This window comes from Amycolatopsis sp. WAC 04182 (genome assembly GCF_003947465.1).
Taxonomy (GTDB): domain Bacteria; phylum Actinomycetota; class Actinomycetes; order Mycobacteriales; family Pseudonocardiaceae; genus Amycolatopsis.
The window spans coordinates 1,134,622-1,159,440 of the sequence record NZ_QHJJ01000001.1 but is presented as its reverse complement, the minus strand read 5'-3'; the positions used below and the strand labels follow the sequence as shown (position 1 = coordinate 1,159,440).

At 69.5% G+C, this 24,819-nt stretch carries 27 protein-coding genes and 1 pseudogene; 12 read left to right on the top strand and 16 right to left on the bottom strand.

Annotated features, from left to right (window positions below; translation table 11 throughout):
• Position 1: 1 nt before the first annotated feature.
• Positions 2–643, bottom strand: a complete 642-nt coding sequence (locus DMH01_RS05840; protein WP_125674374.1) for a hemolysin III family protein — start codon at positions 641–643, stop codon at positions 2–4.
• Between the two features lie 131 nt (positions 644–774).
• Here DMH01_RS05840 and DMH01_RS05835 point away from each other — a divergent pair, with 131 nt between their 5' ends.
• Positions 775–1,551 carry an isoprenyl transferase gene (locus tag DMH01_RS05835; protein WP_061986121.1) on the top strand — a complete coding sequence of 259 codons (777 nt, stop codon included), beginning with the start codon at positions 775–777 and terminating at the stop codon, positions 1,549–1,551.
• Positions 1,552–1,612: 61 nt separating this feature from the next.
• Here the strand turns inward: DMH01_RS05835 and DMH01_RS05830 are convergent, their stop codons facing one another.
• Entirely contained in the window at positions 1,613–1,858 is a 246-nt protein-coding gene (locus DMH01_RS05830) for a hypothetical protein (protein WP_125674040.1), read from the bottom strand.
• 726 nt (positions 1,859–2,584) lie between these two features.
• On the opposite strand from DMH01_RS05830, the gene DMH01_RS05825 reads away from it, so the two are divergent.
• Positions 2,585–3,871, top strand: coding sequence for a PhoH family protein (locus DMH01_RS05825; RefSeq protein WP_125674372.1), 1,287 nt, complete (start codon positions 2,585–2,587; stop codon positions 3,869–3,871).
• Between the two features lie 53 nt (positions 3,872–3,924).
• On the opposite strand, the gene DMH01_RS05820 is transcribed toward DMH01_RS05825, so the two are convergent.
• The gene (locus DMH01_RS05820) at positions 3,925–5,364 is read right to left on the bottom strand and encodes a GuaB1 family IMP dehydrogenase-related protein (protein WP_125674039.1); all 1,440 of its coding nucleotides are present in this window, start codon (positions 5,362–5,364) and stop codon (positions 3,925–3,927) included.
• 35 nt (positions 5,365–5,399) lie between these two features.
• Here DMH01_RS05820 and DMH01_RS05815 point away from each other — a divergent pair, with 35 nt between their 5' ends.
• The gene (locus DMH01_RS05815; RefSeq protein ID WP_125674038.1) at positions 5,400–5,870 is read left to right on the top strand and encodes a DUF309 domain-containing protein; all 471 of its coding nucleotides are present in this window, start codon (positions 5,400–5,402) and stop codon (positions 5,868–5,870) included.
• On the opposite strand, the gene DMH01_RS05810 is transcribed toward DMH01_RS05815, so the two are convergent.
• Positions 5,856–6,260, bottom strand: coding sequence for a helix-turn-helix domain-containing protein (locus DMH01_RS05810; protein WP_125674037.1), 405 nt, complete (start codon positions 6,258–6,260; stop codon positions 5,856–5,858). The two genes, DMH01_RS05815 and DMH01_RS05810, sit on opposite strands and share 15 nt — an antisense overlap.
• On the opposite strand from DMH01_RS05810, the gene DMH01_RS05805 reads away from it, so the two are divergent.
• Both DMH01_RS05805 and DMH01_RS05800 read left to right on the top strand, forming a co-directional pair.
• On the top strand, positions 6,252–6,626 hold the full coding sequence (locus tag DMH01_RS05805; RefSeq protein ID WP_233621409.1) for a DUF4440 domain-containing protein: 375 nt from the start codon (positions 6,252–6,254) through the stop codon (positions 6,624–6,626). The two genes, DMH01_RS05810 and DMH01_RS05805, sit on opposite strands and share 9 nt — an antisense overlap.
• 73 nt (positions 6,627–6,699) lie before the next feature.
• Positions 6,700–7,929, top strand: coding sequence for an NADH:flavin oxidoreductase/NADH oxidase family protein (locus DMH01_RS05800; RefSeq protein WP_125674035.1), 1,230 nt, complete (start codon positions 6,700–6,702; stop codon positions 7,927–7,929).
• On the opposite strand, the gene DMH01_RS05795 is transcribed toward DMH01_RS05800, so the two are convergent.
• A complete protein-coding gene (locus DMH01_RS05795; RefSeq protein WP_125674034.1) occupies positions 7,873–8,574 on the bottom strand; it encodes a Pr6Pr family membrane protein in 702 nt (233 codons plus the stop codon). The genes DMH01_RS05800 and DMH01_RS05795 overlap by 57 nt on opposite strands.
• Positions 8,575–8,691: 117 nt before the next feature.
• Here DMH01_RS05795 and DMH01_RS05790 point away from each other — a divergent pair, with 117 nt between their 5' ends.
• The 3 genes from DMH01_RS05790 (at position 8,692) to DMH01_RS05780 (ending at position 10,404) form a co-directional block, all read left to right on the top strand.
• Positions 8,692–9,507, top strand: a complete 816-nt coding sequence (locus DMH01_RS05790) for an NBR1-Ig-like domain-containing protein (RefSeq protein ID WP_125674033.1) — start codon at positions 8,692–8,694, stop codon at positions 9,505–9,507.
• Between the two features lie 181 nt (positions 9,508–9,688).
• A complete protein-coding gene (locus tag DMH01_RS05785; protein ID WP_125674032.1) occupies positions 9,689–10,030 on the top strand; it encodes a hypothetical protein in 342 nt (113 codons plus the stop codon).
• A complete protein-coding gene (locus tag DMH01_RS05780; RefSeq protein ID WP_037340871.1) occupies positions 10,027–10,404 on the top strand; it encodes a hypothetical protein in 378 nt (125 codons plus the stop codon). Before DMH01_RS05785 ends, DMH01_RS05780 begins: the two co-directional genes overlap by 4 nt.
• Here DMH01_RS05780 and DMH01_RS05775 read toward each other — a convergent pair.
• The gene (locus DMH01_RS05775; protein ID WP_125674031.1) at positions 10,398–11,927 is read right to left on the bottom strand and encodes an ATP-dependent DNA ligase; all 1,530 of its coding nucleotides are present in this window, start codon (positions 11,925–11,927) and stop codon (positions 10,398–10,400) included. The two genes, DMH01_RS05780 and DMH01_RS05775, sit on opposite strands and share 7 nt — an antisense overlap.
• Before the next feature lie 145 nt (positions 11,928–12,072).
• Positions 12,073–12,915, bottom strand: a complete 843-nt coding sequence (locus DMH01_RS05770; protein WP_125674030.1) for a helix-turn-helix transcriptional regulator — start codon at positions 12,913–12,915, stop codon at positions 12,073–12,075.
• 497 nt (positions 12,916–13,412) lie between these two features.
• Between DMH01_RS05770 and DMH01_RS05765 the strand changes: the two are divergent.
• Positions 13,413–14,309 (top strand): annotated as a pseudogene (locus DMH01_RS05765) (DMT family transporter); the annotation flags it as partial.
• On the opposite strand, the gene DMH01_RS43655 reads toward DMH01_RS05765, so the two are convergent.
• Positions 14,307–14,762 carry an SRPBCC family protein gene (locus DMH01_RS43655; protein ID WP_370323346.1) on the bottom strand — a complete coding sequence of 152 codons (456 nt, stop codon included), beginning with the start codon at positions 14,760–14,762 and terminating at the stop codon, positions 14,307–14,309. The pseudogene DMH01_RS05765 and the gene DMH01_RS43655 overlap by 3 nt on opposite strands.
• A 43-nt stretch (positions 14,763–14,805) precedes the next feature.
• On the opposite strand from DMH01_RS43655, the gene DMH01_RS05760 reads away from it, so the two are divergent.
• Positions 14,806–15,387 (top strand): TetR/AcrR family transcriptional regulator, encoded by a 582-nt coding sequence (locus tag DMH01_RS05760; RefSeq protein ID WP_125674029.1) that lies wholly within the window; start codon positions 14,806–14,808, stop codon positions 15,385–15,387.
• Here the strand turns inward: DMH01_RS05760 and DMH01_RS05755 are convergent.
• Positions 15,384–16,781, bottom strand: coding sequence for a class II fumarate hydratase (locus tag DMH01_RS05755; RefSeq protein ID WP_125674028.1), 1,398 nt, complete (start codon positions 16,779–16,781; stop codon positions 15,384–15,386). The two genes, DMH01_RS05760 and DMH01_RS05755, sit on opposite strands and share 4 nt — an antisense overlap.
• Before the next feature lie 113 nt (positions 16,782–16,894).
• On the opposite strand from DMH01_RS05755, the gene DMH01_RS05750 reads away from it, so the two are divergent.
• The gene (locus DMH01_RS05750; protein ID WP_125674027.1) at positions 16,895–17,884 is read left to right on the top strand and encodes an NAD(P)/FAD-dependent oxidoreductase; all 990 of its coding nucleotides are present in this window, start codon (positions 16,895–16,897) and stop codon (positions 17,882–17,884) included.
• A gap of 6 nt (positions 17,885–17,890) precedes the next feature.
• On the opposite strand, the gene DMH01_RS05745 is transcribed toward DMH01_RS05750, so the two are convergent.
• The 6 genes from DMH01_RS05745 to DMH01_RS05720 all read right to left on the bottom strand — a co-directional run bounded on the left by DMH01_RS05745 (position 17,891) and on the right by DMH01_RS05720 (position 22,360).
• Entirely contained in the window at positions 17,891–18,652 is a 762-nt protein-coding gene (locus DMH01_RS05745) for a trypsin-like serine protease (RefSeq protein ID WP_125674026.1), read from the bottom strand.
• 9 nt (positions 18,653–18,661) lie between these two features.
• On the bottom strand, positions 18,662–19,732 hold the full coding sequence (glpX, locus tag DMH01_RS05740) for a class II fructose-bisphosphatase (protein WP_034305363.1): 1,071 nt from the start codon (positions 19,730–19,732) through the stop codon (positions 18,662–18,664).
• Between the two features lie 84 nt (positions 19,733–19,816).
• A complete protein-coding gene (locus DMH01_RS05735) occupies positions 19,817–20,038 on the bottom strand; it encodes an exodeoxyribonuclease VII small subunit (protein WP_125674025.1) in 222 nt (73 codons plus the stop codon).
• The gene (locus DMH01_RS05730) at positions 20,035–20,436 is read right to left on the bottom strand and encodes a hypothetical protein (RefSeq protein WP_125674024.1); all 402 of its coding nucleotides are present in this window, start codon (positions 20,434–20,436) and stop codon (positions 20,035–20,037) included. The genes DMH01_RS05735 and DMH01_RS05730 overlap by 4 nt, the downstream gene beginning before the upstream one ends.
• The gene (xseA, locus tag DMH01_RS05725) at positions 20,433–21,698 is read right to left on the bottom strand and encodes an exodeoxyribonuclease VII large subunit (RefSeq protein WP_125674023.1); all 1,266 of its coding nucleotides are present in this window, start codon (positions 21,696–21,698) and stop codon (positions 20,433–20,435) included. Before xseA ends, DMH01_RS05730 begins: the two co-directional genes overlap by 4 nt.
• Positions 21,695–22,360, bottom strand: coding sequence for a lipid droplet-associated protein (locus DMH01_RS05720; RefSeq protein ID WP_125674022.1), 666 nt, complete (start codon positions 22,358–22,360; stop codon positions 21,695–21,697). The genes xseA and DMH01_RS05720 overlap by 4 nt, the downstream gene beginning before the upstream one ends.
• A gap of 152 nt (positions 22,361–22,512) precedes the next feature.
• Here DMH01_RS05720 and DMH01_RS05715 point away from each other — a divergent pair, with 152 nt between their 5' ends.
• The gene (locus DMH01_RS05715) at positions 22,513–23,526 is read left to right on the top strand and encodes a 4-hydroxy-3-methylbut-2-enyl diphosphate reductase (protein WP_199745370.1); all 1,014 of its coding nucleotides are present in this window, start codon (positions 22,513–22,515) and stop codon (positions 23,524–23,526) included.
• A gap of 91 nt (positions 23,527–23,617) precedes the next feature.
• Here DMH01_RS05715 and DMH01_RS05710 read toward each other — a convergent pair whose 3' ends face one another.
• The gene (locus DMH01_RS05710) at positions 23,618–24,493 is read right to left on the bottom strand and encodes a DUF6542 domain-containing protein (RefSeq protein WP_125674021.1); all 876 of its coding nucleotides are present in this window, start codon (positions 24,491–24,493) and stop codon (positions 23,618–23,620) included.
• Positions 24,494–24,819 lie beyond the last annotated feature (326 nt).

The window sequence follows — 24,819 nt, the reverse complement described above, 5'->3', positions numbered from 1 at the left end:
GCTAGGCGTACATCGCCAGCCAGATCGCGATGTAGTGGGACACCGCGGCAAGAACCGTGCAGGCGTGGAAGTACTCGTGGTACCCGAAGGTCTCCGGGAAGTGGTTCGGCCACTTCACCGCGTAGAACACCGCGCCCAGCGTGTAGAACAGCCCGCCCACGCAGAGCAGGACGAGTGCCGCGACGCCGGCGTGCGTGGCCAGTTCGGGCAGGACGAAGACGGCGACCCAGCCCAGCGCGATGTAGATCGGCACGCCGAGCCAGCGTGGCGCGTTCGGCCATAGCATCTTCAGGGTGACGCCGCCGATCGCGCCGCCCCACACGATCGCGAGCACGATGTACCCGGTCGGCTGGGACATGGCCAGAAGGGTGAACGGCGTGTAGGTGCCCGCGATGAACAGGAAGATCATCGAATGGTCGGCGCGCTTCATCCATTCGTATGCTCGTGGGCTCCACAAGCGACGGTGGTACAGCGCGCTGACGCCGAAGACGCCGAGGACGGTCAGGCCGTAGACCGAAGTGGACAAAGCGGCGATACCCGACACTGTGGACGCCGCGAGGCTGATGAGGGTCGCGGCTCCGGCGACAGCGCCGAAGAAGGACCAGAAGTGGATGTGCCCACGCAACCGAGGACGCGTGTCCACCACGGGCGTGGGGCCGGACGGCTGGGGTTCGGTCACTACGCTCACTCACCCAGGTTACGGCACCGTAGGTTTTTCGCCAGTGTCCGTGGCGCGTCCCACTGAGGCTCGCGAGGTGACTAGTCTCCACTGGCGTGAGTCTTCGGTCCTTCTTGTCAGACGTCGTGTACAGCGCCTACGGCAGGCGCCTGATCCAGCAGGCCAAGGGGCGCCATCCACGCCACATCGCCATCATGCTGGACGGGAACCGCCGCTGGGCGCGCGAAGCGGGCTTCACCGACGTCGCCGACGGGCACCGGGCGGGCGCCAAGAAGATCGCCGACTTCCTGAGCTGGTGCAACGAGGCCGACGTCGAGGTCGTCACGATGTGGCTGCTTTCGACGGACAACCTCGGCCGCGCGGCCGAGGAACTGAGCCCGTTGCTGAAGATCATCACCGACGTCACCGACGAACTCGCCGCGCCGCACACGCCTTGGCGGCTTCGCATCGTGGGAGCACTCGATCTGCTGCCCCCGGAGGTCGCGAAGGCCCTCAGTGCGGCCGCGGAGCGCACTGAGGGGCGCACCGGGATGGAGGTCAACGTCGCGGTCGGTTACGGAGGGCGTCAGGAGATCGCCGACGCGGTCCGCAAACTCCTGCTCCAGCACGCCGACGAGGGCACGTCGATCCGCGAGCTCGCGAAAATCCTGGACGTCGACCACATCTCCGAACACATGTACACCTCGGGTCAGCCGGATCCGGATCTGATTATCCGCACCTCGGGTGAGCAGCGGCTTTCCGGATTTCTGCTCTGGCAATCGGCGCATTCGGAATTCTGGTTCACCGAAGCTTATTGGCCCGCGTTCCGCCGGGTCGATTTCCTGCGCGCCATGCGCGATTACGCGTGGCGGCACCGGCGCTTCGGTTCCTGATCGATGACATGACGAAGGCCCCGGCGTGCACTCCGGGGCCTTCGACGTCGTCACTGAAGAATCAGTGGTTGTGCTCCAGCGAGTGGAGGATCAGCGCCGGGGTGGTGGCGATGCCCGTGTAGGCACCGGCGACCAGGGAAGCCGCGCCGTAGCCCAGCGCGCCGCCGCCCTCGATGAACGTGTTGTAGGCGTCGCCGAACGTGGGGTCCGGGGTGCCCGTGGTGTCACCGGTGGCGGCGAACGCGGTCCCGCCGACCATCATGATGCCCGCGGCGACGGCGGAAACGAAACCAGCCTTCTTCAGCACTTCGCACTCCTAGGTAGAGATGTTCAGGGATCGGGGGCACCGAATCCGGTGGGGGTGTCCCGCAGTGAGAAAATTACTCGCTATTCAGGATTTGTGACCGTCTCGTAAGCCCATTGTGTGAGGCGAAAAAGGCGCGTTTCACTCGGTCCGGTTCTCTGTCTCGGGCACAAAATGCGTCCCGCCACAATGCGTGGTAGAACCCTCGATCCCATCAGGTGAACGCCCTGCGTCGCGTTAATCCATCCGGGTCACGTCGACGAGCGTCCCTGAATGGAGATCATCACTACCCACCGTGACGGTGACCAGGTGTTGATGTCACGCGACCGACAGTGAGATGACGGTTTGGCGAATCACCGTGGTGGCTGCCTGCGCGATCGGCCGGACGCAGGTACCTTCCGGAAGTGAGGGTTCGCGTCCCATGCGGACTCTCACGGGAGGCCCTGGTCGTGGCGGTTGTCGACAGGGCGGCACAGCCGCCCAGTGGATGCACGAGGGGGCCGGCACCCGGCCCTCGTGGCCGTGCCGACTGACGTGGAAGACGTCGGAAGGAACGGTTAGCCAGGGAAGTGCCCGGCCCAGCGAGTGCGGGCGTGGTGCCACGCCCACGAGGGAGATGCCGTCGTGACTGCGCAGCGTTCACCCCGCAAGGCCTCTGGCCGTTCTTCGACCGGTGCCTCTGGCCCGGAGAAAGCCTCGATCTCGCCCGAATCCCAGCGGTCCACTTACGTGCTCGACACGTCGGTCCTGCTCTCTGACCCCTGGTCGGTGACTCGTTTCGCCGAACACGCGGTCGTGCTCCCGCTGGTCGTCATCAGTGAACTGGAGGCGAAACGTCACCATCCCGAACTGGGATGGTTCGCGCGCGAAGCGCTTCGCATGCTCGACGACCTGCGTCGTCAGCACGGCAGGCTCGACGCGCCGATCCCGATCGGTGAGCACGGCGGCACCCTGCAGGTGGAGTTGAACCACTCCGACCCCACGGTGCTCCCGGTCGGCTTCCGCACCGACTCCAACGACCACCGCATCCTCGCCTGTGCGCTCAACCTGGCGGCGGAACGCGCGTCGGTCACGCTGGTGACCAAGGACATCCCCTTGCGCGTCAAGGCGGGCGCTGTCGGTCTCGAAGCCGACGAGTACCGCGCGCAGGAGGTGACGCCCTCGGGCTGGACGGGGATGGCGGACGTGGACGTCCCGCAGACCCTGGTCGACGCGCTCTTCAGCGGGTCTTCCGTGGACCCGGCGGAATTCGGGATGCCGGAGGTCGGTGAGCTGCCCTGTCACACCGGTTTGAGGCTGCTCGCGGGCAGTTCGAGCGCGCTCGGGCGGGTCACCGCGGACAAGCGGATCCGCCTCGTCCGGGGTGACAAGGAGGCGTTCGGCCTGCACGGCCGGTCGGCCGAGCAGCGGATCGCGCTGGATCTCCTGCTGGACTCCGACGTCGGCATCGTCTCGCTGGGCGGACGAGCGGGCACGGGCAAGTCGGCGCTCGCGCTCTGCGCGGGCCTGGAGTCGGTGATGGAACGCCGCCAGCACCGCAAGGTGGTCGTGTTCCGGCCGGTGTACGCGGTCGGCGGCCAGGATCTGGGTTACCTGCCCGGTTCCGAGAGCGAGAAGATGCAGCCGTGGGCGCAGGCGGTGTTCGACACCCTCGGCGGGCTGGTCAGCCAGGATGTCCTCGACGAGGTCTTCGACCGCGGCATGCTCGAGGTGCTCCCGCTGACCCATATCCGCGGCCGGTCGCTGCACGACACGTTCGTCATCGTCGACGAGGCGCAGTCCTTGGAGCGCAACGTGCTCCTGACCGTGCTTTCGCGGCTCGGCACGGCCTCGCGGGTCGTGCTCACGCATGACGTCGCGCAGCGCGACAACCTGCGGGTCGGGCGGCACGACGGCGTTTCGGCGGTGATCGAGAAACTCAAGGGTCACCCGCTGTTCGCGCATGTCACGCTGACCCGCTCCGAGCGTTCACCGATCGCGGCGCTCGTCACCGAGATGCTGGAGGACCACGGATAACCGGAACCGGTGGAGTCCACTTGGGACAGTTCCCAAGTGGACTCCCCCGGGGTTCACCAGCCCGAGGGCAGGGGACGTCCTTCCGCGAAGCCGGCGGCGGACTGGATCCCGAGCAGCGCGCGCTCGTGGAACTCCTCCAGCGTGCGCGCGCCCGCGTACGTGCAGGCGGAGCGGACGCCGGAGCCGATGGAGTCGAGCAGGTCTTCGACACCGGGGCGAGCCGGGTCCAGCGCCATCCGCGACGCCGAGATGCCTTCTTCGAACAGGCCCTTCTTGGCGCGTTCGAAGACGTTGTCCGTGCGCGTGCGGGCGCCGACGGCGCGCTTCGACGCCATGCCGAACGACTCCTTGTACGGCTTGCCCTGCTCGTCGTAACGCAGGTCGCCGGGGGATTCGTGGGTGCCGGCGAACCAGGAGCCGACCATGGCCGCCGACGCGCCCGCGGCGAGCGCCAGTGCGACATCGCGCGGATGCCGCACGCCGCCGTCCGCCCAGACGTGTTTGCCCAGTTCGCGTGCCGCCGCGGCGCATTCGGCGACGGCGGAGAACTGCGGGCGCCCGACGCCGGTCATCATCCGGGTCGTGCACATGGCGCCGGGGCCGACGCCGACCTTGACGACGTCCGCGCCCGCGTGGATCAGGTCGCGCGTGCCCTCGGCGGTGACCACGTTCCCGGCGACGACCGGGACCCGCGGGTTCACCGACCGGACGGCCTTCAGCGCGGAGATCATCTTCTCCTGGTGGCCGTGCGCGGTGTCGACGACCAGCACGTCGACGCCCGCCGCGAGGACGGCCTCGGCCTTCGCCGCGACGTCACCGTTCACGCCGATCGCGGCGGCGACGCGCAGGTTGCCGCCGTCGTCGACGGCCGGGGCGTAGATCTCCGCGCGCAGCGCCGCGATCTCGGTCAGGACGCCGGCGAGCCTGCCGTTTTCGTCGATGCCGAGCGCGAGACGGCCTCCGTGGTCGTGCAGTCGCTCGAACACTTCACGCGGCGGCGTGTCCAGCGGGACGGTGACGACCGCGGGCTCCGCGACGTCGGCGAGGCGCGCGAAGCGGTCTACGCCGGCGCAAGCCGCTTCATCGACGACGCCGACGGGCTTGCCGTCCTCGTCCACGACGACGACGGCGCCGTGGGCGCGTTTGCCGACCAGGTTCAGCGCGTCGGCCACCGCGTCTCCGCCGGTCAGTACGAGCGGGGTGTCCCACACGGTGTGACGGCTCTTGACCCAGCTGACGATGTCGGCGACCGCGGCCACGTCGACATCCTGGGGCAGGACGACGAGCCCGCCGCGCCGGGCGACCGTTTCGGCCATCCGGCGGCCCGCGACGGCGGTCATGTTGGCCACCACGATCGGGATCGTCGCGCCGGTGCCGTCCACGGTGGACAGGTCGACGTCGAAGCGGGACTCCACGTCCGACCGGTTCGGCAGGAGGAACACGTCGTCGTAGGTCAGGTCGTGAGCGGGCCGATGCCCGTCGAGAAAGCGCACGAGGCCCCAGGATACCCGCGTGGGACAATGACGGCATGACCGACCGGGACCGTGACGAAGCCGGACGAGCCCGCAACGCGCGCCCGCGGGACGGCCTCGGCAGGCCGCTCCCGTACGGCGCCGACGGTGTCGAACGCCAGCCCGAAGGCATCGAACGGAGCCCCGAGGACACCGTTTCCGAGGCGCAGCGCCTGCTCGACGCGGGCCGCCCGTTTCACGCGCACGAGGTGTTCGAGGACGCGTGGAAGTCCACCGACGGGCCGGAGCGGGAGCTGTGGCGCGGTCTCGCGCAGCTCGCCGTGGGCCTGACCCACGTGGCCAGGGGAAACGGGAACGGAGCGGCCTCGCTGCTGGAGCGCGGGGCCGAGAACATCGAGCCGTTCCGTGAGGGCCGTCCGCACGGGATCGACATCCCGGGCTTGCAGGCTTGGGCGCGGAAGATGGCCGAAGAAGTCAAGGTGCGTGCGCGGGTGGAGCCGATCGCGCCGCGCCTACTGGGCCAGTAGCGCCGAACCCGAGCGGTACAGCTCGATCAGCAGCGGCCGTAGTTCCAGCCCGGCCGGGGTGAGCCGGTAGCTGGTCCGGCTGGGGAACCCCGGCAGTTCCTCGCGGACGGCGAGGCGTCGCTCGGTCAGGTCGCCGAGGCGTTCTGTCAGCACCTTCGCGGACAAGCCGGGCAACGCCGTGCGCAGGTCGCTGAAGGACCGGGCTCCGCCCATCAGCTCCCGGAGGACCAGCGTCGTCCAGCGCCCCGAGATCGCGGCGAGCGCGACCTCGACGGGACAGTCCGGCTCCGGCCGCCGCGTCCGGCCGCGGGCGTCCGGGACGAGTTCGCCGTCGAAGGTTTCCGTTTGGTGACCTGCTTCGCGGTCGGTTTCGCTGTCCGCATGACGCATTCCCCCAGTGTGCCGTTGACCGCCGACCCCGCCGAACATCCCTTCGTCTTCCAAACCGCCTTCAACACCGGATCCGTCGAAATCCTCGACACCGTCTACGAGCCGGACGCCGTGTTCGTCCGCCGGGACGGCGTGCGGGTGAGCGGTGCCGAACGCCGGGCCGCGAACGGCGGGATCCTCGCGCTTGGGCAGCCCATCGAGGTCACTCCGCGCCAGGTGCACGTGGCCGGTGACCTGGCCTTGCTGATCGTCGACTGGGTCATCAAGGGTCACCTCGCGGCGACGGCCACCGACGTCGCGAGGCGTGGCGAGGACGGGCTCTGGCGCTACGTGATCGACAACCCCTTCGGTGTCGGTGCACCTTGAGTACTCGACATACCGCGAGTATGTTACTTCGAGTAGGGATACTGCCCAGTAGGTAACGGCGGGAGAAAACGCGATGAGCGAGCCCAAGGAACTGCTGGCCGAACCGCTGAAACTGCGGTGCGGCGCGATCCTGCCGAACCGGCTGGCCAAGGCCGCGCTCAGCGAGCAACTCGGCGATCGCCGGAACCGGCCGACCGCCGAACTGGCCGAGCTGTACCGGACGTGGTCGCGAGGCGGTGCCGGGACACTGATCACCGGCAATGTCATGGTCGATCCGACCGCGCTGGGCGAACCGCGCAACGTCGCGGTGTCCCGGGAGCCGGACGCGACCGAGTTCAAGCCATGGGCGCGGTCGGCCGACGGCACCGAGAGCCGGTTGTGGGTCCAGCTCAACCATCCCGGCAGGCAGAGCCCGCGTTTCCTGTCCCGTCAGCCGGTCGCGCCGTCCGCGGTGCCGTTCGGCGACCGAGGCATCCGCTCGGTGTTCGCGACGCCGCGGGCGCTGACCGTCGACGAGATCGAAGCGATTGTCGACCGGTTCGGCGTGGCCGCGCGGACCGTCGTCGACGCCGGGTTCGCCGGAATCCAGATCCACGGGGCGCACGGCTATCTCGTCTCGCAGTTCCTGTCGCCGCTGACCAACCGGCGCACCGACGGCTGGGGCGGTGACGCGCTCCGGCGGCGCCGGTTCCTGCTGGAAGTGGTCGCCCGCGTGCGCGCCGAGGTCGGCGACGCGGTGCCGATCGCGGTCAAGCTCAACAGCGCGGACTTCCAGCGCGGCGGGTTCAGCGAGGAGGAGTCGCTCGAAGTCGTCCGCGAACTGGGTGAAGCGGGTATCGACCTGCTTGAAGTCTCCGGTGGTACCTACGAGAAGGCCGCCATGATGGGGTCGGCCAAGGCGAGCACCGCCAGCCGCGAGGCTTACTTCCTCGACTACGCCACGAAGGCGCGGCAGGTCACCGATGTCGCGCTGATGGTCACGGGCGGCTTCACCAGCCCCCAAGGCATGGCGGAGGCGCTGCGCTCCGGCGCGCTGGACGTCATCGGTCTCGGCAGGCCGCTGATCGTCGACCCGGCACTGCCCGGCCGCCTGCTCGACGGTGAGGACGCCCGTGCCCAGCGCACGGCTCCGAAGACCGGCCTCCGGCTGGCCGACAGCCTGCTCGAGATCCAGTGGCACACCCAGCAGATGCACCGGGTGGCCGCCGGGAAACCGGTGGACCGGCGGCTCGGCGCGGTGCGGACGCTAGTACGTGCCGGCGTCGCGGATCCGCTCAACGCTTTCCGGCGGGTCCGGGGCTAGGTAGTCGTCCACCTCGTCCTTGCGGCTGAACGTGCGGTCGAAACCGACCGCGGCCGCCGCGAGGCCGATGAACAGCACGCCGATCAACACACAGTTGAACGCGACGCCGCCGTAGCTGTTGATCCCCGGATCGACGAACGGGTACGGGTAGAACCCGATGATCGCGCCGCGGACCAGCGTGACCGCGAGCCACACCAGCGGATACAGCAGCGACCACCACAGGATCCGCCACGACAGCTGGCCGCGCGGCCCGAACAGCAGCCAGCCCGCGACGCACATCAACGGCGACACCTTGTGCAGCATCGTGTCGGCGAAAACGGCCCAGCCGTGCAGTTCGTAGAGATCGGCGAGCGCGACCTGGAAGACGACACCGGTCACGGTGATGCCGACCAGGCCGGTGAGCCGTAGCACGCCGAACAGCGTCGACCGGCCCGTGACACCGAGCGCGAGCAGCAGGCTGCCGACGCCGACCAGGATGTTCGAGTCGATGGTGAAGAAGGCCAGCAGGTTGGCCACCCGTCCGGCCGGGGTGTGGAAGGTGCCGCCGGTGGTGCCCGCGGAGACCGGGATCTGGGCGGCGAGACCGGCGATCACCACCAGCGCCGTCGCGCCGAACCAGGCACGCGCGATCTTGGAAGCCTGCATTCGCCTACTTTATGGGTGATCGGGTAGCGACGTCCCGTCACCACCGCACGCCGCCACTCGATCGGGGGCGGGACGCCGCCGGGTCTTCCCGGCCATCGGGTCATATCGTGGATTGCGATGGACGTCGAGCGGAGGCCCGGACGCCGCGGACGGGTCGCGCGGGGTCCGGCGGAGGACAGCGGACCCGTCGCCGAGTTCGCGCGACGGCTGTGGGAGCTGAAACGGGCCGCCGGTGACCCTTCCTACGACCGTATGCGCGACGAGTACGGCGCGCTCGCGTCGAAATCCGCGCTTTCGGCCGCCGCTCGCGGAGAGCGGCTGCCCAGCTGGGAGACGGCCTGGGAGTTCGTCCGCGTGCTGGCCGCCGAGGTGCTCGGCGGTGACGAGGACGAGGTCCGGCACGAATGGCGCGGTGAATGGGAACGCGCGCGGGACGCGCTGTCAGCCGGTGCGGTGCCCGAACCCGCGCCGGAGCGTTCGCGCCGGACGGCGTTCCTCCTCGCCGGAGCCGTGGCGGTCGTCCTCGTCGCCGCGCTGGTGTTCGTCTTCGCCGCGCCGTTCGGTTCCGAGCCCGCCGCGCCGGTCGGCGACGCGTCGGAATTCGTCGCCGACGTCACCGTTCCCGACGGCAGCGAGGTCGCGGCCGGATCGACCTTCGTGAAGACCTGGGAGTTCCGCAACGCGGGAACGGTCGGATGGGTCGGCCGCTATCTGGTCCGCGCCGGTTCGTTCGGGAATCCCGGCGAATGCGGCACACCCGAACGCGTAGCTGTCCCGCAGACCGCGCCCGGCGAGCGCGTGCGCGTCTCCGTCAAAGTGCGTGCGCCCGACCGGCCAGGGCATTGCCAGGTGTACTGGAAGATGGCCGACGAACAAGGGCACATCCTGCTGCCGAACACCCGCGCGGTGTTCTTCTCCGTCCGTGTCATTTGACCTTCCGGGCCGATGGCCAAAGCGCTGACCTGCGTGGACAGTGTTCTGTCGGCCATGGCCATTTCGCGGTCGTGAATCGCTTCCGGAGTGGCTTCGGCGGCCTTTAACGTCATCGGCGTCCGGGAATTCCGGATGGGGGATTTTCCGAAACACTCTCACATTATTTGCGGAAAGGGAATCCATGCGTCCGTACGTCAAGGTCGCCGCATTGGCCGGAGCCGCGCTCACCGTGGCGCTCCTGCCGGCCACCGCCGCGCAAGCGGCTCCGGCGCCCGTTTCGGGCAGTGATCCGATCATTTCCTGCGAATCCGGCTACCACGGCTGGATGCGCCGGGCCGGGAAGGACGCGATCTGCCTCAAGCCGGGCACGCGCACCTGGGACGTCAAGGTGTTCGAATGCGCCGGGGATCTGACGGTGCATTTCAAGAACGGCGAGAAGGCCTATTGCGGCGGGAACATGAAGATCGGCCTCGACCTGGCCGTCCAGTCCACTGTCGTCAAGACCGTTGTGGGGAACCGATGAAGAAGAAGCTGTTCGCCGTCGTCCCGGTCGCGCTGGCCGGCACCTTGCTGATGGCACCGTCCGCTTCGGCGGCGTCGAAGGTCTGTGAAGGCGGGCCGCTGATGGGCGGGAAGACGAAGGTCGTCGAGGTGAGCGCGGGGCAGAGCATCGACATCACCGTGCACAACCACGACTACCGGGGAATGCTCGTCCAGATCATCGACGACGTCTTCGACAAGGGCCTCTGGAGCGGGGCGATCGCGCCGGGCAAGGAGCGCACGGTCAAGCACGGCGTGCTCGGGGAGCCGCCGGTCTACCACAAGATCCGGTTCGAGGTGACCTCCAACCTGTCGAACAACTACACGTACAAGATCTCTTCGGACCGCTGCTACTGACGTGACTGATCGCCGGGTTTGAGGAGGCCGCGGACGGTGTCGATGGTGTCGGCGTCCGCGGCCTCCTTGTCCGGCCGGTACCGCACGACGCGCGCGAAGCGCAGCGCCAGCCCGCCGGGATACCGCGTGCTCACCTGGGCCCCGTCGAGTTCGATTTCGACGACGAGCTCCGGCCGCACGTGCACCACCCAGTCCGTGCGGTGGGTCTCGATCTCCTGGAATGTCTTGGTCTGCCAGGCCAGCAGCTCGTCGGTCATGCCCTTGAACGTCTTGCCGACCATGATCGGCGGCCCGCCGTCGGGATCACGGGCGCCGAGATGCAGATTCGACAGGGTGCCGGTGCGCCTGCCGTGGCCCCACTCCGCGGCGAGCACGACCAGGTCGATCGTGTGCACCGGTTTCACCTTGAGCCACGCGCGCCCGCGGCGGCCCGCCGCGTACGGCGACGCGAGATCCTTGACCATCACGCCTTCGTGCCCGGCGGCCATCGCCGCTTCCAGCACCGCCTCGGCCGAGGCGGGCGCGATCTCACCGGGGATGACGTGCTCGCCCGCGACCTGCCGCAGGGCGACGTTCCGTTCCGACAGCGGCGCGTCCAGCAGGTCGACGCCGTCGAGGTGCAGGCAGTCGAAGAAGTACGGCCGCAGCAGCAGCGCCTTGACCTGCTCCTCGCGGGTGCTGCCGAACCGGCTCATCGTCTCCTGGAACGGCCTCGGCCTGCCTTCGTCGGTCAGTGCCAGCGTCTCGCCGTCGAGCACCACCGACGTGCACGGCAGCGAACGCACGAGGGCCACCAGTTCGCCGACGCTGCCGGTGATCTCCCGCAGCGTCCGCGTGTAGACGTGCACCTCGTCGCCGTCGCGGTGGACCTGGATCCGCGCACCGTCCATTTTGTACTCGACGAGCGCATCGGCGTGCTCGGTGATCGCCTCGTCCAGCGACTCCGCCGGGGAAGCCAGCATCGGCCGGATCGGCCTGCCCAAGGCCAGCTTGAACTCCGCCAGCCGCTCCTGACCGCCGGTCATGGCCGCCAGGGCTGTCACCGGGAGCTGCCCGGACAGCATGAACGCCCGCCGGACGGCTTCGGCCGGGATCTCGGCCGAAGCCGCGATGGCGTCCACCATGATCCCTTCGAGCGCGCCCTGCCGGAGCTCGCCGGTGAGCAGCCGGATCAGGAAGTCCTGCTCCTCCTGGGTCATCTTGCCGAACAACGCCCGCAACGTCTCCGCGCGCAGCTTCACCGAACCCGAACCCGACGCTGCCCCCACCGTGCCGAGTGCCGTGTCGACCTCGGCCACGGTCAACGACGGCTCGGCGGCCGGGGCCGTCTTCAGTTCGGCCAGCGTCCGCCAGCCGGCGCCGATGCGGCCCTGCGTCGGCTGCCCGGTGAGGAACGCGACGACCGCGGGCAGTTCCAGCTCGCCCGCGGCGCGCAGGACCGCGGCCAGGGTGGCGATCTTCGCCTTCCTGGACCTCGTGGCGGCCAGTTCGGCCGACGCGGTCACCACCTCGGTGAGCAACATGGGTCCATCATGGACCCGGGCACCGACAGTTTCGCGCTGAGCTGAAGGGGACTTTCCCCTCGTCTCACGCGGTGAAGGGCGCTTTACTCGCATCGCATGCGGGGAAAGCGCCCTTCAGCCCCGCCACGTTCCTCGCCGAGCGGGCTCAGGCGTCCGTGGGGTCGGCGACCCAGCTGGCCAGCAGGCGGAGCGCGCGCTCGGTGTCGGAGCCGGGCTCGGCGGTGTAGATCACCAGGGCCTGGCCCGGATCGTCGGGCAGCCGGAGCGTCTCGTAGCGCAGCCGGAGTTCACCCACGATCGGGTTGTTCACGACCTTCCACGCGTGCGCCTTCTCGCGCACGGCCTGCGTCGCCCACAGCTTCCGGAACGCCTCGCTGCCGAGGGAGAGCTCGCCGACCAGCTGGGCGAAGCGCGGATCGTCCGGATACTTCCCGCTCTCGGCGCGCAGGTTCGCCACGATCTCCTTCGCCACGGTTTCCCACTCCGGATGCAGCTCGCGGGCGCGTTCGTCGAGGAAGAACATCTTCGGGATGTTGCGCTCACTCGCCGGCCGCGCGGCGAAGTCGAGGGAAAGCGCGGAGCCGAGCGAATTCCAGGCCAGCACGTCGCCGTAGCGGTCGAAGATGAGCGCCGGGGTCTGGATCGCGTTCAGCATCAGCTGGAGCTCCGGCCGGATCCGCCCCGCCCGCGGCCGCGCGACACGTTTGCGTTTCGGGGCGGCCAGGTTGCGCAGGTAAGCCTCCTCGTCGCGGTGCAGGCGCAACGCCCGGCTCAGCGATTCGAGGACGGAATCGGACACGTTGCGCGCCCGGCCCTGCTCCAGGCGCGTGTAGTAGTCGACGCTGATCCCGGCCAGCTGCGCCAGCTCCTCGCGCCGGAGCCCGGCGACCCGACGCTGGTTGAACCCCGTCGGCAGGCCGAGGTCCGCCGGGTCCAGCGCGGCCCTGCGTGCCTTGAGGAAGTCGCCCAGTTCGGCCGTCTCGGTCATGGCGCCGAGTATCCCGGAACGCGCGGGGTGCGTGCCTGGTCCTGACAGACCCAGGCTGGCCGCGCGGCACGGTCGGCGGTGGCCGAGGCGTGTCGTGAAAGCCACTTTCGCGACGCCTGATGTCCCGAAAGTGGCTTTCGCGACGTGGCCGTGGCGGGGGCTCGGGTTGGTCGTGAGGGGTAAGTCGAACGCGGCGCCGTCTTCGCGATGAGATAGCCACCCTGGGCAGCAGGGTTGCGGGCTGCCCAGGCACACAGTGTCCACAAGGGACAACATGCCCCGACAGCACGTCCGGTCGACGTCATTATGTCCGGTTCTCGCGAGGGTCGTGAGTGGTAAGGAGGGTTAGAACGATCCTTGCCACTCACGACCCTTGCTCAAAACGCCCAAATTGGACACGACCGGCAAGGCTTCCGTCCTTGTGGACAGTGTGGGCGCCAGTCCCGGCATGAGGCGGCACCACGCCACTCTTGCCCATCCTGCGCTCGACGGCACTTATGGTCCTGTCAATCAAGCGTGATTTGGCTCTTCGGTTCGGACCAAAAAGCCGCCATCGTGAGGCCATGGACAACGAACGAAGAGGCGTGACGATCGGCGTACTGGGGGTGCTGATCGTCGGCGCGTCCGTGCCGGTGACGGGAATGCTCGACGGCTATCCCGTGATCACCGGGCAGGCGCTGCGGTACGCGCTGGCGGGACTCCTCCTCTTGGCGTGGGCGCGGCTCAGCGGGCGCTCGTTGCCGTTGCCGGGCATGCGCGACGTGCCGGCGCTGATCGCCCTCGCGGCGACCGGGATGATCGGGTTCCAGGCCTGCCTGCTGTTCGCGCAGCGCTACGCCGAACCCGGCCTGGTCGCCGCGTTCCTCGGCGGCACGCCGCTCGTGCTCGCGCTGGCGGGGCCGCTGGCCAGGGGGAAGCGGCCCTCGTGGGCGCCGGTGACCGGCGCGGTGCTCGCCGGACTCGGCATCGCCGTGCTGTCCGGCGGCGGTGCGGCGCGCTGGCAAGGGCTGGTGCTGGCGGCACTCGCCATGGTGTGCGAAGCGCTCTTCACGCTGCTCGCCGTCGGTGTCCTCGAGAGGATCGGGCCGTTGGCGACCGCGACCTGGGGATGTTTCGCCGCGGGAGTCGGCGGCGCGGCCGTCGGGACGATCGCCGACCCGTCCGGCGCCTGGGCGTGGCCGGACGGGCGTGAACTGATCGCGCTCGGCTACCTGACGGTCGTCGTCACCGCGATCGCGTTTCTTCTTTGGTACTCGGCGGTTTCGGCGCTGGGTGCGGACCGGGCCGGGGTGCTGGTCGGGCTGATGCCGGTCTCCGGTCTCGCCGTCTCGCTCCTGCTGGGCATGCAGGATTTCCGCCTCTCCCAAGTGATCGGGGTCGCGCTGGTGTCCTCAGGCGTCGTGATCGGCCTGCGCCGCCGCGAGCTCGGCGAGCCTGGCGCACTTGACGTCGAAGTGCTTGACGACGTCGCCGCCGATGATCGCGACCATGACCGAGCGCAGCGGCCCGCCGAAGGTGACCTTCTGGACGAACTCCGTCCCGCCGTCGACCTCGGTCAGGGTCAGCACGAGTTCCATGGCGCCCAAGGGAATCGGCTGGCGGAAGGCGATCTCGCGGTGCTGGGTCAGGGACGTGATCGTGAACGGCTCGGCGACGCGTGAGTGCACGCGGCCGCGGAATCCGTTCGGTACGAGGAAACCGGTCGAGCCCACCTCGGCGGGGCCGTGCAGTTCGACACTGGCGAGGTCGGGATCCCAGTCGGGCCAACGGGTGAAGTCGGCCAGCGGCGCCCAGAGCGCGGACGGCGGGCAGGGGAGGATTTCGCGGGAGGTTCTGGTCCAGGTCATACCCGGACGATATACGGAACTGCCAGTCTCGTAAACTGTGGGCATGGCGAGAGGCAGGCCGAGGGAAGAAGGAATCGACGACGCGGTCCGCGAGGCCGTGCGGGCGTTGCTGACCGAATCCGGTTACCAGCGCTGCACGATCGACGCGGTCGCGGCGCGGGCGGGCGTCGGCAAAGCGGCCGTGTACCGGCGGTGGCGCTCCAAGGCGGAACTCGTGTTCGCCACGGTGGTCCATCCCGTCGAGCTCGAACCACCGTCGGACACCGGCTCGCTGCGGGGCGACGTGGCCGCGGTTCTTGAAGTGATCCAGTCCTCTTTGGACAGTGTGGAACTCCGGCAGGCGCTGCCGTCGCTACTCGCCGACGTACGGGCGGATCCGGTGCTGGAAACGCGGTTCGGCGAGGTGTTCCTCGGCCGTGAACGCGGATATCTGGTCCAGATGCTGGATCGGGCCGTCGCGAGAGGGGAACTCTCGCGACGGCCCGATCCGGCTCTCGTACACGCGATCCTGCTCGGCCCGGTGCTGACGTGGCTGCACCTGTTCACCGAGACACCGCCTTCGAGTGGGCTGGGGGCTTCGCTCGCCTCACCACTCCACGCGGCTGTGGTCGCTCTCGGCGCTTAGCGGCCTCCGCGAGCCATGCGGAGTACGTCGAGAGCCTCGTCCAGCTGGGCCTCGGTGAGCTTGCCGTTCGCGACGTGACCGCGTTCGATCACGACCTCGCGGATCGTCTTCAGCTCCTTGAGCGCCTGCTTCGCGATGGCGGCGGCCTCTTCGTAGCCGATGTACTTGTTGAGCGGCGTCACGATCGACGGCGAACCCTCGGCGTACTCGCGCGCGCGGTCGGCGTTCACCGTCACGCCCGCGAACACCTTGTCCGCGAGCAGCCGCGAGACGGCCGCGAGCAGCCGCGCCGATTCGAGCACGTTGCGCGCGATCACCGGCAGGTTCACGTTGAGCTGGAAGTTGCCCGCCGCGCCCGCGAAGGCCACCGCCGCGTCGTTGCCGATCACCTGGGCGACCACCTGCAGCGTCGCCTCCGGGATCACCGGGTTCACCTTGCCCGGCATGATCGACGAACCCGGCTGGAGATCCGGCAGCGCCAGCTCGGCGAGCCCGGTGCGCGGGCCGGAACCCAGCCAGCGCAGGTCGTTGGCGATCTTGTTCAGCGACACCGCGACCGTGCGCAGATGCCCGGACGTCTCGACGACGCTGTCCTGCGTCGCCTGCGCCTCGAAGTGGTCACGCGCCTCGGTCAGCGGAAGACCGGTCACCGAAGCCAGTTCCTGCGAGACCGCCGCGCCGAAACCCTCGGGCGCGTTCAGCCCGGAACCGACCGCGGTCCCGCCGATCGGCAGTTCACCGAGCCGCGGCAGCCCCGACTTCAGCCGCTCGACCCCGAACCGGACCTGCGACGCCCACGCGCCGGCCTCCTGGCCGAAGGTGATCGGCACGGCGTCCATCAGATGCGTGCGGCCGGACTTCACGATGTCCGCCCATTCGCCCGCCCGCGTCTCGATCGCACCGGCCAGGTACTCCAGCGCCGGGATCACGTCGGACAGGACGGCTTCCGTCGCGGCGACGTGGATCGTCGTCGGGAAGGTGTCGTTCGAGGACTGCGAGGCGTTGACGTGGTCGTTCGGGTGCACGTCGCGGCCCAGCGCCTTCGACGCGAGCGTGGCGATGACCTCGTTGGCGTTCATGTTCGACGAGGTCCCGGAACCTGTCTGGAACACGTCGATCGGGAAATGCGCGTCGTGCTTGCCCTCGGCGACCTCGTCCGCGGCCTTCGCGATGGCCTCGGCGACCTCGGCGTCGAGCACGCCGAGCCGCGCGTTGACCCGCGCCGCGGCGGCCTTCAGCAGGCCGAGCGCGCGGATCTGGGCGCGCTCCAGGCCCCGGCCGGAGATCGGGAAGTTCTCGACGGCGCGCTGCGTCTGCGCGCGGTAGAGGGCGTCGACGGGGACGCGCACCTCGCCCATGGTGTCGTGTTCGATCCGGTATTCCTGTTCAGCCATACCCCAAGTCTCGCGCAGTGCCCCGTGGCGCGCTCCGTGTCTTTCGGCACGCGAGGGCTAGGATCGAATGTGTTCTCGATCACGCCGCCCACCACCGGCCGGGAGAGTGCCGAATGAGCGAGTCCGCTGGGGAAACGTCGTACGACCTCGTCGTCATCGGGGCTGGTCCGACGGGTCTGTTCGCCGCCTACTACGCGGGATTCCGCGGCCTTTCGATGGCCGTCGTGGATTCACTGCCGGAGGCGGGCGGGCAGGTCACCGCGATGTACCCCGAAAAGATGATCTACGACGTCGGCGGGTTCGCCGAGGTCCGTGGCCGCGATCTGGTGCGGGGCCTGCTCGATCAGGCGGCGCCGTTCAAACCCGCGTATCTGCTCGGGCGCAAGGCCGAGAAACTCGAAAGCGTCGAAGGCGGGGTCACCATCACGCTCGACGGCGGGCAGATCCTGCGCGCCGGCGCCGTGCTGATCACCGCCGGGATCGGCGAGTTCACCCCGCGGCCGCTGCCCGCCGGCGACGGCTGGCTCGGGCGCGGCATGGTCCACTTCGTGCCCTCGCTGAAGGCGCACGAAGGGCAGCACGTGGTCGTCGTCGGCGGCGGGGATTCGGCATTCGACTGGGTGCTCGCGCTGCACCCCGTCGCCGCGAGCGTCACCCTCGTGCACCGCCGCGCGAAGTTCCGCGCGGCCGAGTCGATCGTGCGGCAGGCGCGGGAACTCGGCGTGCGGATCGTCACCGACGCCGAAGTCACCCGGTTCCTCGACCGCGACGGCACGCTGGCCGAGGTCGAGATCCAGGTCAAGGGTTCGGAGCCCGAAATCCTGCGCGCCGACACGGTCGTCGCGGCGCTCGGTTTCACCGCGGACCTCGGGCCGATCGAAAGCTGGGGACTCCGGATCGACCACCGCGCGATCGCCGTCGACTCGACCATGGCGACCCCGCGGGAACGGGTCTACGCGGCGGGCGACGTCGCGGCGTATCCGGGGAAGGTGAAGCTGATCGCGACCGGATTCGGGGAAGCGGCGACGGCGGTGAACAACATCGCGGTCATGCTGGACCCGGACGCGCATCTGTTCCCGGGGCACTCGAGCAACGCGGAGTAGCGCACGTCAGGCGGGCGTGATCTTCTCTGCGATCCACTGCGCGTAGGCCACCACCGAAGTCGCGATCGACGGCGACGTCGCGCATACCGGATCCGCGTTGCCCGGACGGCTGACGAGGCCCAGCAGCACCCACTTCTCGTCGACCTTGGCGATCTCCGGGCCGCCGGAATCGCCGTAGCACGAGCCTGTGTTCCCGCCGGGATTGTCGGTGCACAACTCGACGGCGCCGTCGAACTTCGCGGTGCAGCGCACGCCTTCGACGATCTTCGTGTCCAGCTGCTGCAGCTTCGCCGGACCCTTGCCACAGCCCGAAGTCGGGCACGTCTGGCCCCAGCCGAGCAGCCGCGTGGGCGTTCCGGGCGCCACGGCGGCCCCGATCGGGATCGGCGCGGCCTTCACCGGGGCGGCCAGCCGCACCAGGGCGAGATCACCGCCCGCGTGCTCGGGCTCGGGGTTGTAGGACGGGTTCACGACGATCTCGGCGAGTTTCGCGATTTCGCCGCCCTGGGTGTTGTCGGTGCTGCCGATCCGCGCGCTCAGGTTCGCCGGGTTCTTGCCCTCGACACAGTGCCCGGCCGTCACCAGCCAGTCCGCCGCGATCAGCGTCCCGGCGCAGAAAGCCTTGCCGGAGGCTGAATGCAGGGAAGCGATGAAGGGATACGGCTCGTCGGCCTCTCTGCCACCGACGAGGTCACCCGCGCCCGTGGCCTGCCCGGCCGGCGTGAGGACCATCGCCGCGAGCAGGACCACGAGCACGCGCTTCAGCACGGTTTCTCCTTAGGGGAGCGGGGGAACTACGTCGTCTTCCAGCGAATCGTCGAGGTGGCCGTCGAAGTTGACGGACGAGTACGAGCGGAGCTTGGTCAGCCGGTGGTAGCCGTCGATCATCCGGACCGTGCCGGACTTCGAGCGCATCACGATCGACTGGGTCGTCGCGCCGCCCGCGCGGTAGTGCACGCCGCGCAGCAGGTCGCCGTCGGTGACGCCGGTGGCGCAGAAGAACACGTTGTCGCCGCGGACGAGGTCGTCGTTGCCGAGCACACGGTCGAGGTCGTGGCCCGCGGCCAGCGCCTTCTCGCGCTCCGCGTCGTCCTTCGGCCACAGGCGGCCCTGCAGTTCGCCGCCGAGGCACTTCATCGCGCAGGCCGCGATGATGCCTTCGGGGGTGCCGCCGATACCGAGCAGCATGTCGACGCCGGTGCTCGGCCGGGCCGCGGCGATCGCGCCCGCGACGTCGCCGTCGGAGATGAAACGGATCCGGGCGCCCGCCTCGCGGACCTCCTTGATCAGCTTTTCGTGCCGCGGCCGGTCGAGGATGCACACGGTGACGTCGGAGACGCTGGAGTTCTTGGCCTTCGCGACCCGGCGGATGTTCTCCGCGATCGGGGCGGCCAGGTCGACCTTGCCCGCGGCGTCCGGGCCGACGGCGAGCTTCTCCATGTAGAACACCGCGGACGGGTCGAACATCGCGCCGCGTTCGGCGACCGCGAGCACGGCGAGCGCGTTCGGCATGCCCTTGGCCATCAGGGTCGTCCCGTCGACCGGGTCGACCGCGACGTCGCAGTCCGGCCCGTCGCCGTTGCCGACCTCTTCCCCGTTGAACAGCATCGGGGCTTCGTCCTTCTCGCCCTCGCCGATGACGACGACACCGCGCATCGACACGGTCGAGACCAGCTGGCGCATCGCGTCCACGGCGGCACCGTCCCCGCCGATCTTGTCCCCGCGCCCCACCCAGCGGCCAGCGGCCATCGCGGCGGCTTCGGTCACACGGACCAGTTCCATCGCGAGGTTGCGATCAGGCGCTTCAGGGCGTCGAGAAGAGCTGGCGGACGAGGTGGGGGTGGGCATGAGGCCTCCCGGGTCAGGAACTCGGCGGGGTCCCAGTCTCTCAGATACCCACGGCGGTTCGGTGGCGCAGGAGCATGGTGAACGTCACTGACCGTTGCCGGTCTCGTCTTCGACGGAAGACAGCGCCGCCTCGATCCGCTCCCGCGCGCCTTCGAGGTGGTGCTCGCAGACCTTCGCCAGCTGCTCGCCCTTCTCCCACAGGGCGAGCGACTGTTCCAGGGACAGCCCGCCCGCTTCGAGCTCGCGGACGACCTCCACCAGTCTGTCGCGGGCCTGTTCGTAGCCGAGTTCGGCGGTCTCGCTCACGCTGTGCTTCCTTCTACCGGACGTCGGTGCTTGCCGATACCCGCGCACACTACCGCGCCGGCCATGGCGTTGTCGTAACCCACGAAGGCGAGAGCGAACTCCTGGCCATCACCCTCCGCGATCGCCGCGACGAGGTTCTCCTGGGCCCGCGCCACCCGTTTGCGGTGCACGGTGCCGTCCGCGAACCACCATCGGGTGCCGACGTGCTCGGCCGTCGCTTCGGAGAGTTTGCGCAGCTGGGCGTCGAGACTCCGCTTCGTCGAAAACTCACATCCCGCGAGCAGCACCGTCCAGCACTCCCCGGCCGCGCGGTCGGTCAGCAACGCGTTGCGCAGCACCTCGGGCGCGTCCGCACGTCTCGCGGCGTCGATGGTCAGCGGCAGGAAACTCGCCGTCAACGCTCCTCCTCCGGCGTATCCGACACGACGGCGCCGAGCGCGCCGTCGACCACGCGGACGCGCAGTTTCGCGCCGTCCGCGACTTCGGAGACGGACCGGAGTACCTGGAGGTTGCCTTCCGCGTCGGTGTACTGCACCACGGCGTAGCCGCGTTCGAGGGTCGCCGCCGGGCCGAGCGCGGTCAGCCGCGCGCGGGCGCTGGCGATCTCGGCCTGGTCCTTCGCGAGCAGGGTGAGCATCGCGCGCCGCCCGCGCTCGCGGTGGATCTCGACGTCGTCGGAGCGCCGCTGGATCGGGCCGAGCGGATCGGCGAGCACGGGACGGCTGCGCATCTGGTTCAGCAGCCTGACCTGGGTGTCCACCCAGCCGTGCAGCGCGCGGCGGCCGCGATCACGCATCTGGTGGACGCGCTGGGTCTCCTCGCGCACGTCGGGCACGATCCGCTTGCTGGCGTCGGTCGGCGTCGAGCAGCGGAGGTCGGCGACGTGGTCGAGCAGCGGGGTGTCGGGCTCGTGTCCGATGGCGCTGACCACCGGCGTCCCGGCCGCGGACACGGCGCGGCACAGCGCCTCGTCGGAGAACGGCAGCAGGTCTTCCACGCTGCCGCCGCCGCGCGCGATCACGATGACGTCGACGTCCGGGTCACGGTCCAGTTTGGACAGTGCCTGGAGGATCTGCGGGACGGCGAGCGAACCCTGCACGGCGGTGTTGATCACCTTGAACGCGACATGCGGCCAGCGGGACTGCGCGTTCACCAGCACGTCCCGTTCGGCGGCGGACGCGCGTCCGGTGATCAGCCCGATTCCCTTGGGCAGGAACGGGATCTTGCGTTTGCGCTCCGGCGCGAACAGCCCCTCGGCGGCCAGCAGCCGCCGCAGCCGCTCGATCCGGGCGAGCAGTTCGCCGATGCCGACCGCGCGGATCTCGTTGGCGCGCAGGCTCAGCGACCCGCGGTTCATGAAGAACGTCGGCTTCGCGTGCACCACGACGCTCGCGCCCTCGCGCAGCGGAGGTTCGATCGTGCGCAGCAGACCCATCGGACAGGTCACCGACATGGAGACGTCCGCCGACGGGTCACGCAGCGTCAGGAACGCGGTGTTGGTCCCCTGCCGGGCCGAGATCTGCGTGACCTGACCTTCGACCCAGACCGCGCCGAGCCGGTTGATCCACTCGCCGACCTTGCGGGCGACCGTGCGGACCGGCCACGGGTTTTCGGCGGTGGTGGACGGACCCGCCGCCGCGGAGGTGGGTTCGGCGCTCACTGGCCTTCCGCGCTGTCGCCGTCGCCGTCGGCCTTCTTCACGTTCCCGATGCGGCGCGCGAGCATGCCGACGAACGACGGCCTGTCGGCGTTCGCGCGTTCGTAGGTCAGCAGCTCTTCCAGTTGCGCGAGGTCGAACCGGCGCAGACGGGCGCGCAGCTGCGGCAGGGTGAGCGTGTCGTAGTCGTCCAGCCCGGCGGGCTTCGCATCGACGAGCGCCGCGGAACTGTCGAACTCGCCGTCGGCGTGGTCCTCGGCGAGCGCGCGCTCCTCCTCGGCCCACGGGTCCTCGGTGAGGGCTTCGAGGTCGTCGAGGTGGTGGCCGTTGGTCTCGGCGCGCGGTTCGGGCACCTCGGCGTCTTCCCTCAGCGGGATGACGCACGAGTCGCGTTCGTAGCGGCGCTCGCCGACGTCCGGCGGGAGGTCCTCGTCGAAGGTGGCCCAGCTGGGCGTGTCCTCGACCGGGCGAAGGCCCGACAGCGCGTCGTCGCCCTTGATCGCGAGTTCGGTGACGTGCTGCTGAACGCGCATGGAGAACTGGAGCACCTGGCTGACCACCGTGACGGGGAGCCCGGTGAGCTGCTTGGGAAGTTCGCGAACCCGCTCGGCGGTGGTGACGGCGAGGCCCGCGGCGACCCGGAGGGGGAGCGGGAGAGGCTTCATGCGTCTAGCCTGCCGTATTTGGTCCATCCTGCCCAACCGAACGGGTGGGTCGGCTCACCGGACGTGACTCCACGCACATCCTTTCGAGGGGTTCCCTGGTCACCTGAACGTGAGTGCGAGGAGCCCCCGGGGCAGCCCGTACCCTGGGGGTCATGAGTTCTGCGAGTCCCGGAATCACGCCCGCCGGCAGTCCGACGATCACCGAGTCCGGTGTGCCGGCAGGTGGCAAACGTGTCCTGCTCGCCAAGCCACGCGGCTACTGCGCGGGTGTCGACCGCGCGGTCATCGCCGTCGAAAAGGCGCTCGAGCTCTACGGCGCACCGGTGTACGTGCGCAAGGAGATCGTGCACAACCGGCACGTCGTGGAGACCCTGCGCGACCGCGGCGTGATCTTCGTCGACGAGACCTCCGAGGTGCCCGAGGGCGCACTGGTGGTGTTCTCCGCGCACGGCGTCTCGCCCGCGGTGCACGCCGAGGCCGCCGAGCGCAACCTGCGGACCATCGACGCGACCTGCCCGCTCGTGACGAAGGTGCACAAGGAAGTCAACCGGTTCGCGAAGGACGACTACGACATCCTGCTGATCGGTCACGAAGGCCACGAAGAGGTCGAAGGCACGGCCGGCGAGGCTCCCGACAAGGTGCAGCTCGTCGACACCGCCGAGGACGTCGACAAGGTCGAGGTCCGCGACCCGTCGAAGGTCATCTGGCTGTCGCAGACCACCCTTTCGGTGGACGAGACCATGGAGCGCGTCGATCAGCTGCGGGACAAGTTCCCCGGCTTGGCCGACCCGCCCAGCGACGACATCTGCTACGCCACCACGAACCGCCAGGTCGCGGTCAAGGCCATGGCCGCCGAGTGCGACCTGGTCCTGGTGGTCGGCTCGACGAACTCGTCCAACTCGAAGCGGCTGGTCGAGGTCGCGCTGAAGGCGGGGGCGCGCGCGTCGCACCTGGTCGACTTCGCGCACGAAGTCGACGAAGCGTGGCTCGAAGGCGTCGAGACCGTCGGTGTCACGAGCGGCGCTTCGGTGCCGGAGGTGCTGGTCATGGACCTGCTGGCGTGGCTGGCCGAGCGTGGCTGGGACAACGTCGACGAGGTCACCACGGCCAACGAGAAGATCGCGTTCGCGCTGCCGCACGAGCTGCGCAAGGCAGCCAAGGCCTGAGGTTTTTCCCGAGAAAAGGGCCGCCCGAGGACTTCCTCGGGCGGCCCTTTCCGCTGGTCACAGGCTCAAGCGAGAGCAAAGGTCCCTTGCTTCACCGCTCGTCGTCCCACGGGCGGCGGCGCGGCGGCTGCCCGCCACGGCGCGGATCGTCCGCGCGCGGCGGACGGCGGCGCGGGGCACCGGGGGCGCTTTCGCCACGGGGGTCGCGACGTCGGGGTTCGCCGTCTTCCGGCGGACGCGGCCGCCGAGGCTGACGTCCCGGGGGCGGCGGTTTGCGGGCGCCGGGTTCGGCGTCGCGGCGGGGACGCCGCTCGTCGTCGACCGGGCGGCGGCGGGGCGGCGCACCGTCACGCGGAGCACCGCGGCGGGAAGGCGGAGGCGGGGTCTGGCCGGTCCGGGAAGCGGGACGGCCACGGCCCGGCGCGGCGGCCGCGGCGGGCCGGGCGGCGGGTTTGCCCTCGTCACGACGTTCCGGTTTGGTACCCGGCTTCACCTTCACCGGGGCGTCGGGATCGCGCTCGCGGTAGATCCGGAAGATGCCGATCGCCAAGGTGACGCCGGTGGTGATGGCCATCGTCGGGAAGCCGTTGATCAGCGGCGTGCCGACGTCGAAGGCTCTCGACAGCAGGTCCGTGCCCTTGCTGCCGTCCGAGGTCAGGAGGATGACCCCCGGGACGGTCACGGCGAGGACCAGGGGCGGCTGCACCATCGGGCCGAACAGCCCGCGGCGCTGGACGGCCACCACGGCGGCCACCGCGCCGAGCGCGTAGCACGCCTTGAACAGCAGGCCCAGGTCCTTCTGCATCATCATGTCGACGAAGGCGCCAAGGATGGCGAGCCCGAAGCCCACCAGGACGGCCACCCACCAGGGCAGCCCTCGCCTGGCGCCGACGAGCGGACGCTCGTCCCAGGCAACGGGGACGTCGTCGGCATCAGGATCGCTCTGGCGATCGCGAATCGCGGTCACAGGTCCCACCGTATATCCAAGCTGCGGGCATACCGCCAACAGGCGGTGTGTCTATCGCCTGGTAGTGGTCATTCCGGACCACCCGGACGGACTGTCCGGGTGCTTACCGGAAGTACTACGAGTGAGGGCGCGACAAGGTTGTCCGCCGGGCCGAACCGGAGCTCGCGATTCCGGAAGTCGCAGGTGGGGCGGTGCGGTTCGCATCCGGCTCGTGAGTGGTCAGGACGGTTCTAACCGTCCTAACCACTCACGAGACCGGGCCGCTGTGGGACCGCGCCTTCACCTCGGCCGGCTACTCGACGTGCTTGGTGAACGCTCGAGGGTCA

Excerpts from the sequence above, each read along its gene's own strand:
- DMH01_RS05815 (WP_125674038.1), top strand. The coding sequence starts at position 5,400 with ATGACCGACCGGGACCGTGACGAAGCCGGACGAGCCCGCAACGCGCGC.
- DMH01_RS43655 (WP_370323346.1), bottom strand. The coding sequence starts at position 14,762 with ATGACCTGGACCAGAACCTCCCGCGAAATCCTCCCCTGCCCGCCGTCC.
- DMH01_RS05795 (WP_125674034.1), bottom strand. The coding sequence starts at position 8,574 with ATGCAGGCTTCCAAGATCGCGCGTGCCTGGTTCGGCGCGACGGCGCTG.
- DMH01_RS05785 (WP_125674032.1), top strand. The coding sequence starts at position 9,689 with ATGCGTCCGTACGTCAAGGTCGCCGCATTGGCCGGAGCCGCGCTCACC.
- DMH01_RS05770 (WP_125674030.1), bottom strand. The coding sequence starts at position 12,915 with ATGACCGAGACGGCCGAACTGGGCGACTTCCTCAAGGCACGCAGGGCC.
- glpX (WP_034305363.1), bottom strand. The coding sequence starts at position 19,732 with ATGCCCACCCCCACCTCGTCCGCCAGCTCTTCTCGACGCCCTGAAGCG.
- DMH01_RS05750 (WP_125674027.1), top strand. The coding sequence starts at position 16,895 with ATGAGCGAGTCCGCTGGGGAAACGTCGTACGACCTCGTCGTCATCGGG.
- DMH01_RS05720 (WP_125674022.1), bottom strand. The coding sequence starts at position 22,360 with ATGAAGCCTCTCCCGCTCCCCCTCCGGGTCGCCGCGGGCCTCGCCGTC.
- DMH01_RS05810 (WP_125674037.1), bottom strand. The coding sequence starts at position 6,260 with ATGCGTCATGCGGACAGCGAAACCGACCGCGAAGCAGGTCACCAAACG.
- DMH01_RS05780 (WP_037340871.1), top strand. The coding sequence starts at position 10,027 with ATGAAGAAGAAGCTGTTCGCCGTCGTCCCGGTCGCGCTGGCCGGCACC.
- DMH01_RS05790 (WP_125674033.1), top strand. The coding sequence starts at position 8,692 with ATGGACGTCGAGCGGAGGCCCGGACGCCGCGGACGGGTCGCGCGGGGT.
- DMH01_RS05755 (WP_125674028.1), bottom strand. The coding sequence starts at position 16,781 with ATGGCTGAACAGGAATACCGGATCGAACACGACACCATGGGCGAGGTG.
- DMH01_RS05715 (WP_199745370.1), top strand. The coding sequence starts at position 22,513 with ATGAGTTCTGCGAGTCCCGGAATCACGCCCGCCGGCAGTCCGACGATC.
- DMH01_RS05760 (WP_125674029.1), top strand. The coding sequence starts at position 14,806 with ATGGCGAGAGGCAGGCCGAGGGAAGAAGGAATCGACGACGCGGTCCGC.
- DMH01_RS05775 (WP_125674031.1), bottom strand. The coding sequence starts at position 11,927 with ATGTTGCTCACCGAGGTGGTGACCGCGTCGGCCGAACTGGCCGCCACG.
- DMH01_RS05800 (WP_125674035.1), top strand. The coding sequence starts at position 6,700 with ATGAGCGAGCCCAAGGAACTGCTGGCCGAACCGCTGAAACTGCGGTGC.
- DMH01_RS05805 (WP_233621409.1), top strand. The coding sequence starts at position 6,252 with ATGACGCATTCCCCCAGTGTGCCGTTGACCGCCGACCCCGCCGAACAT.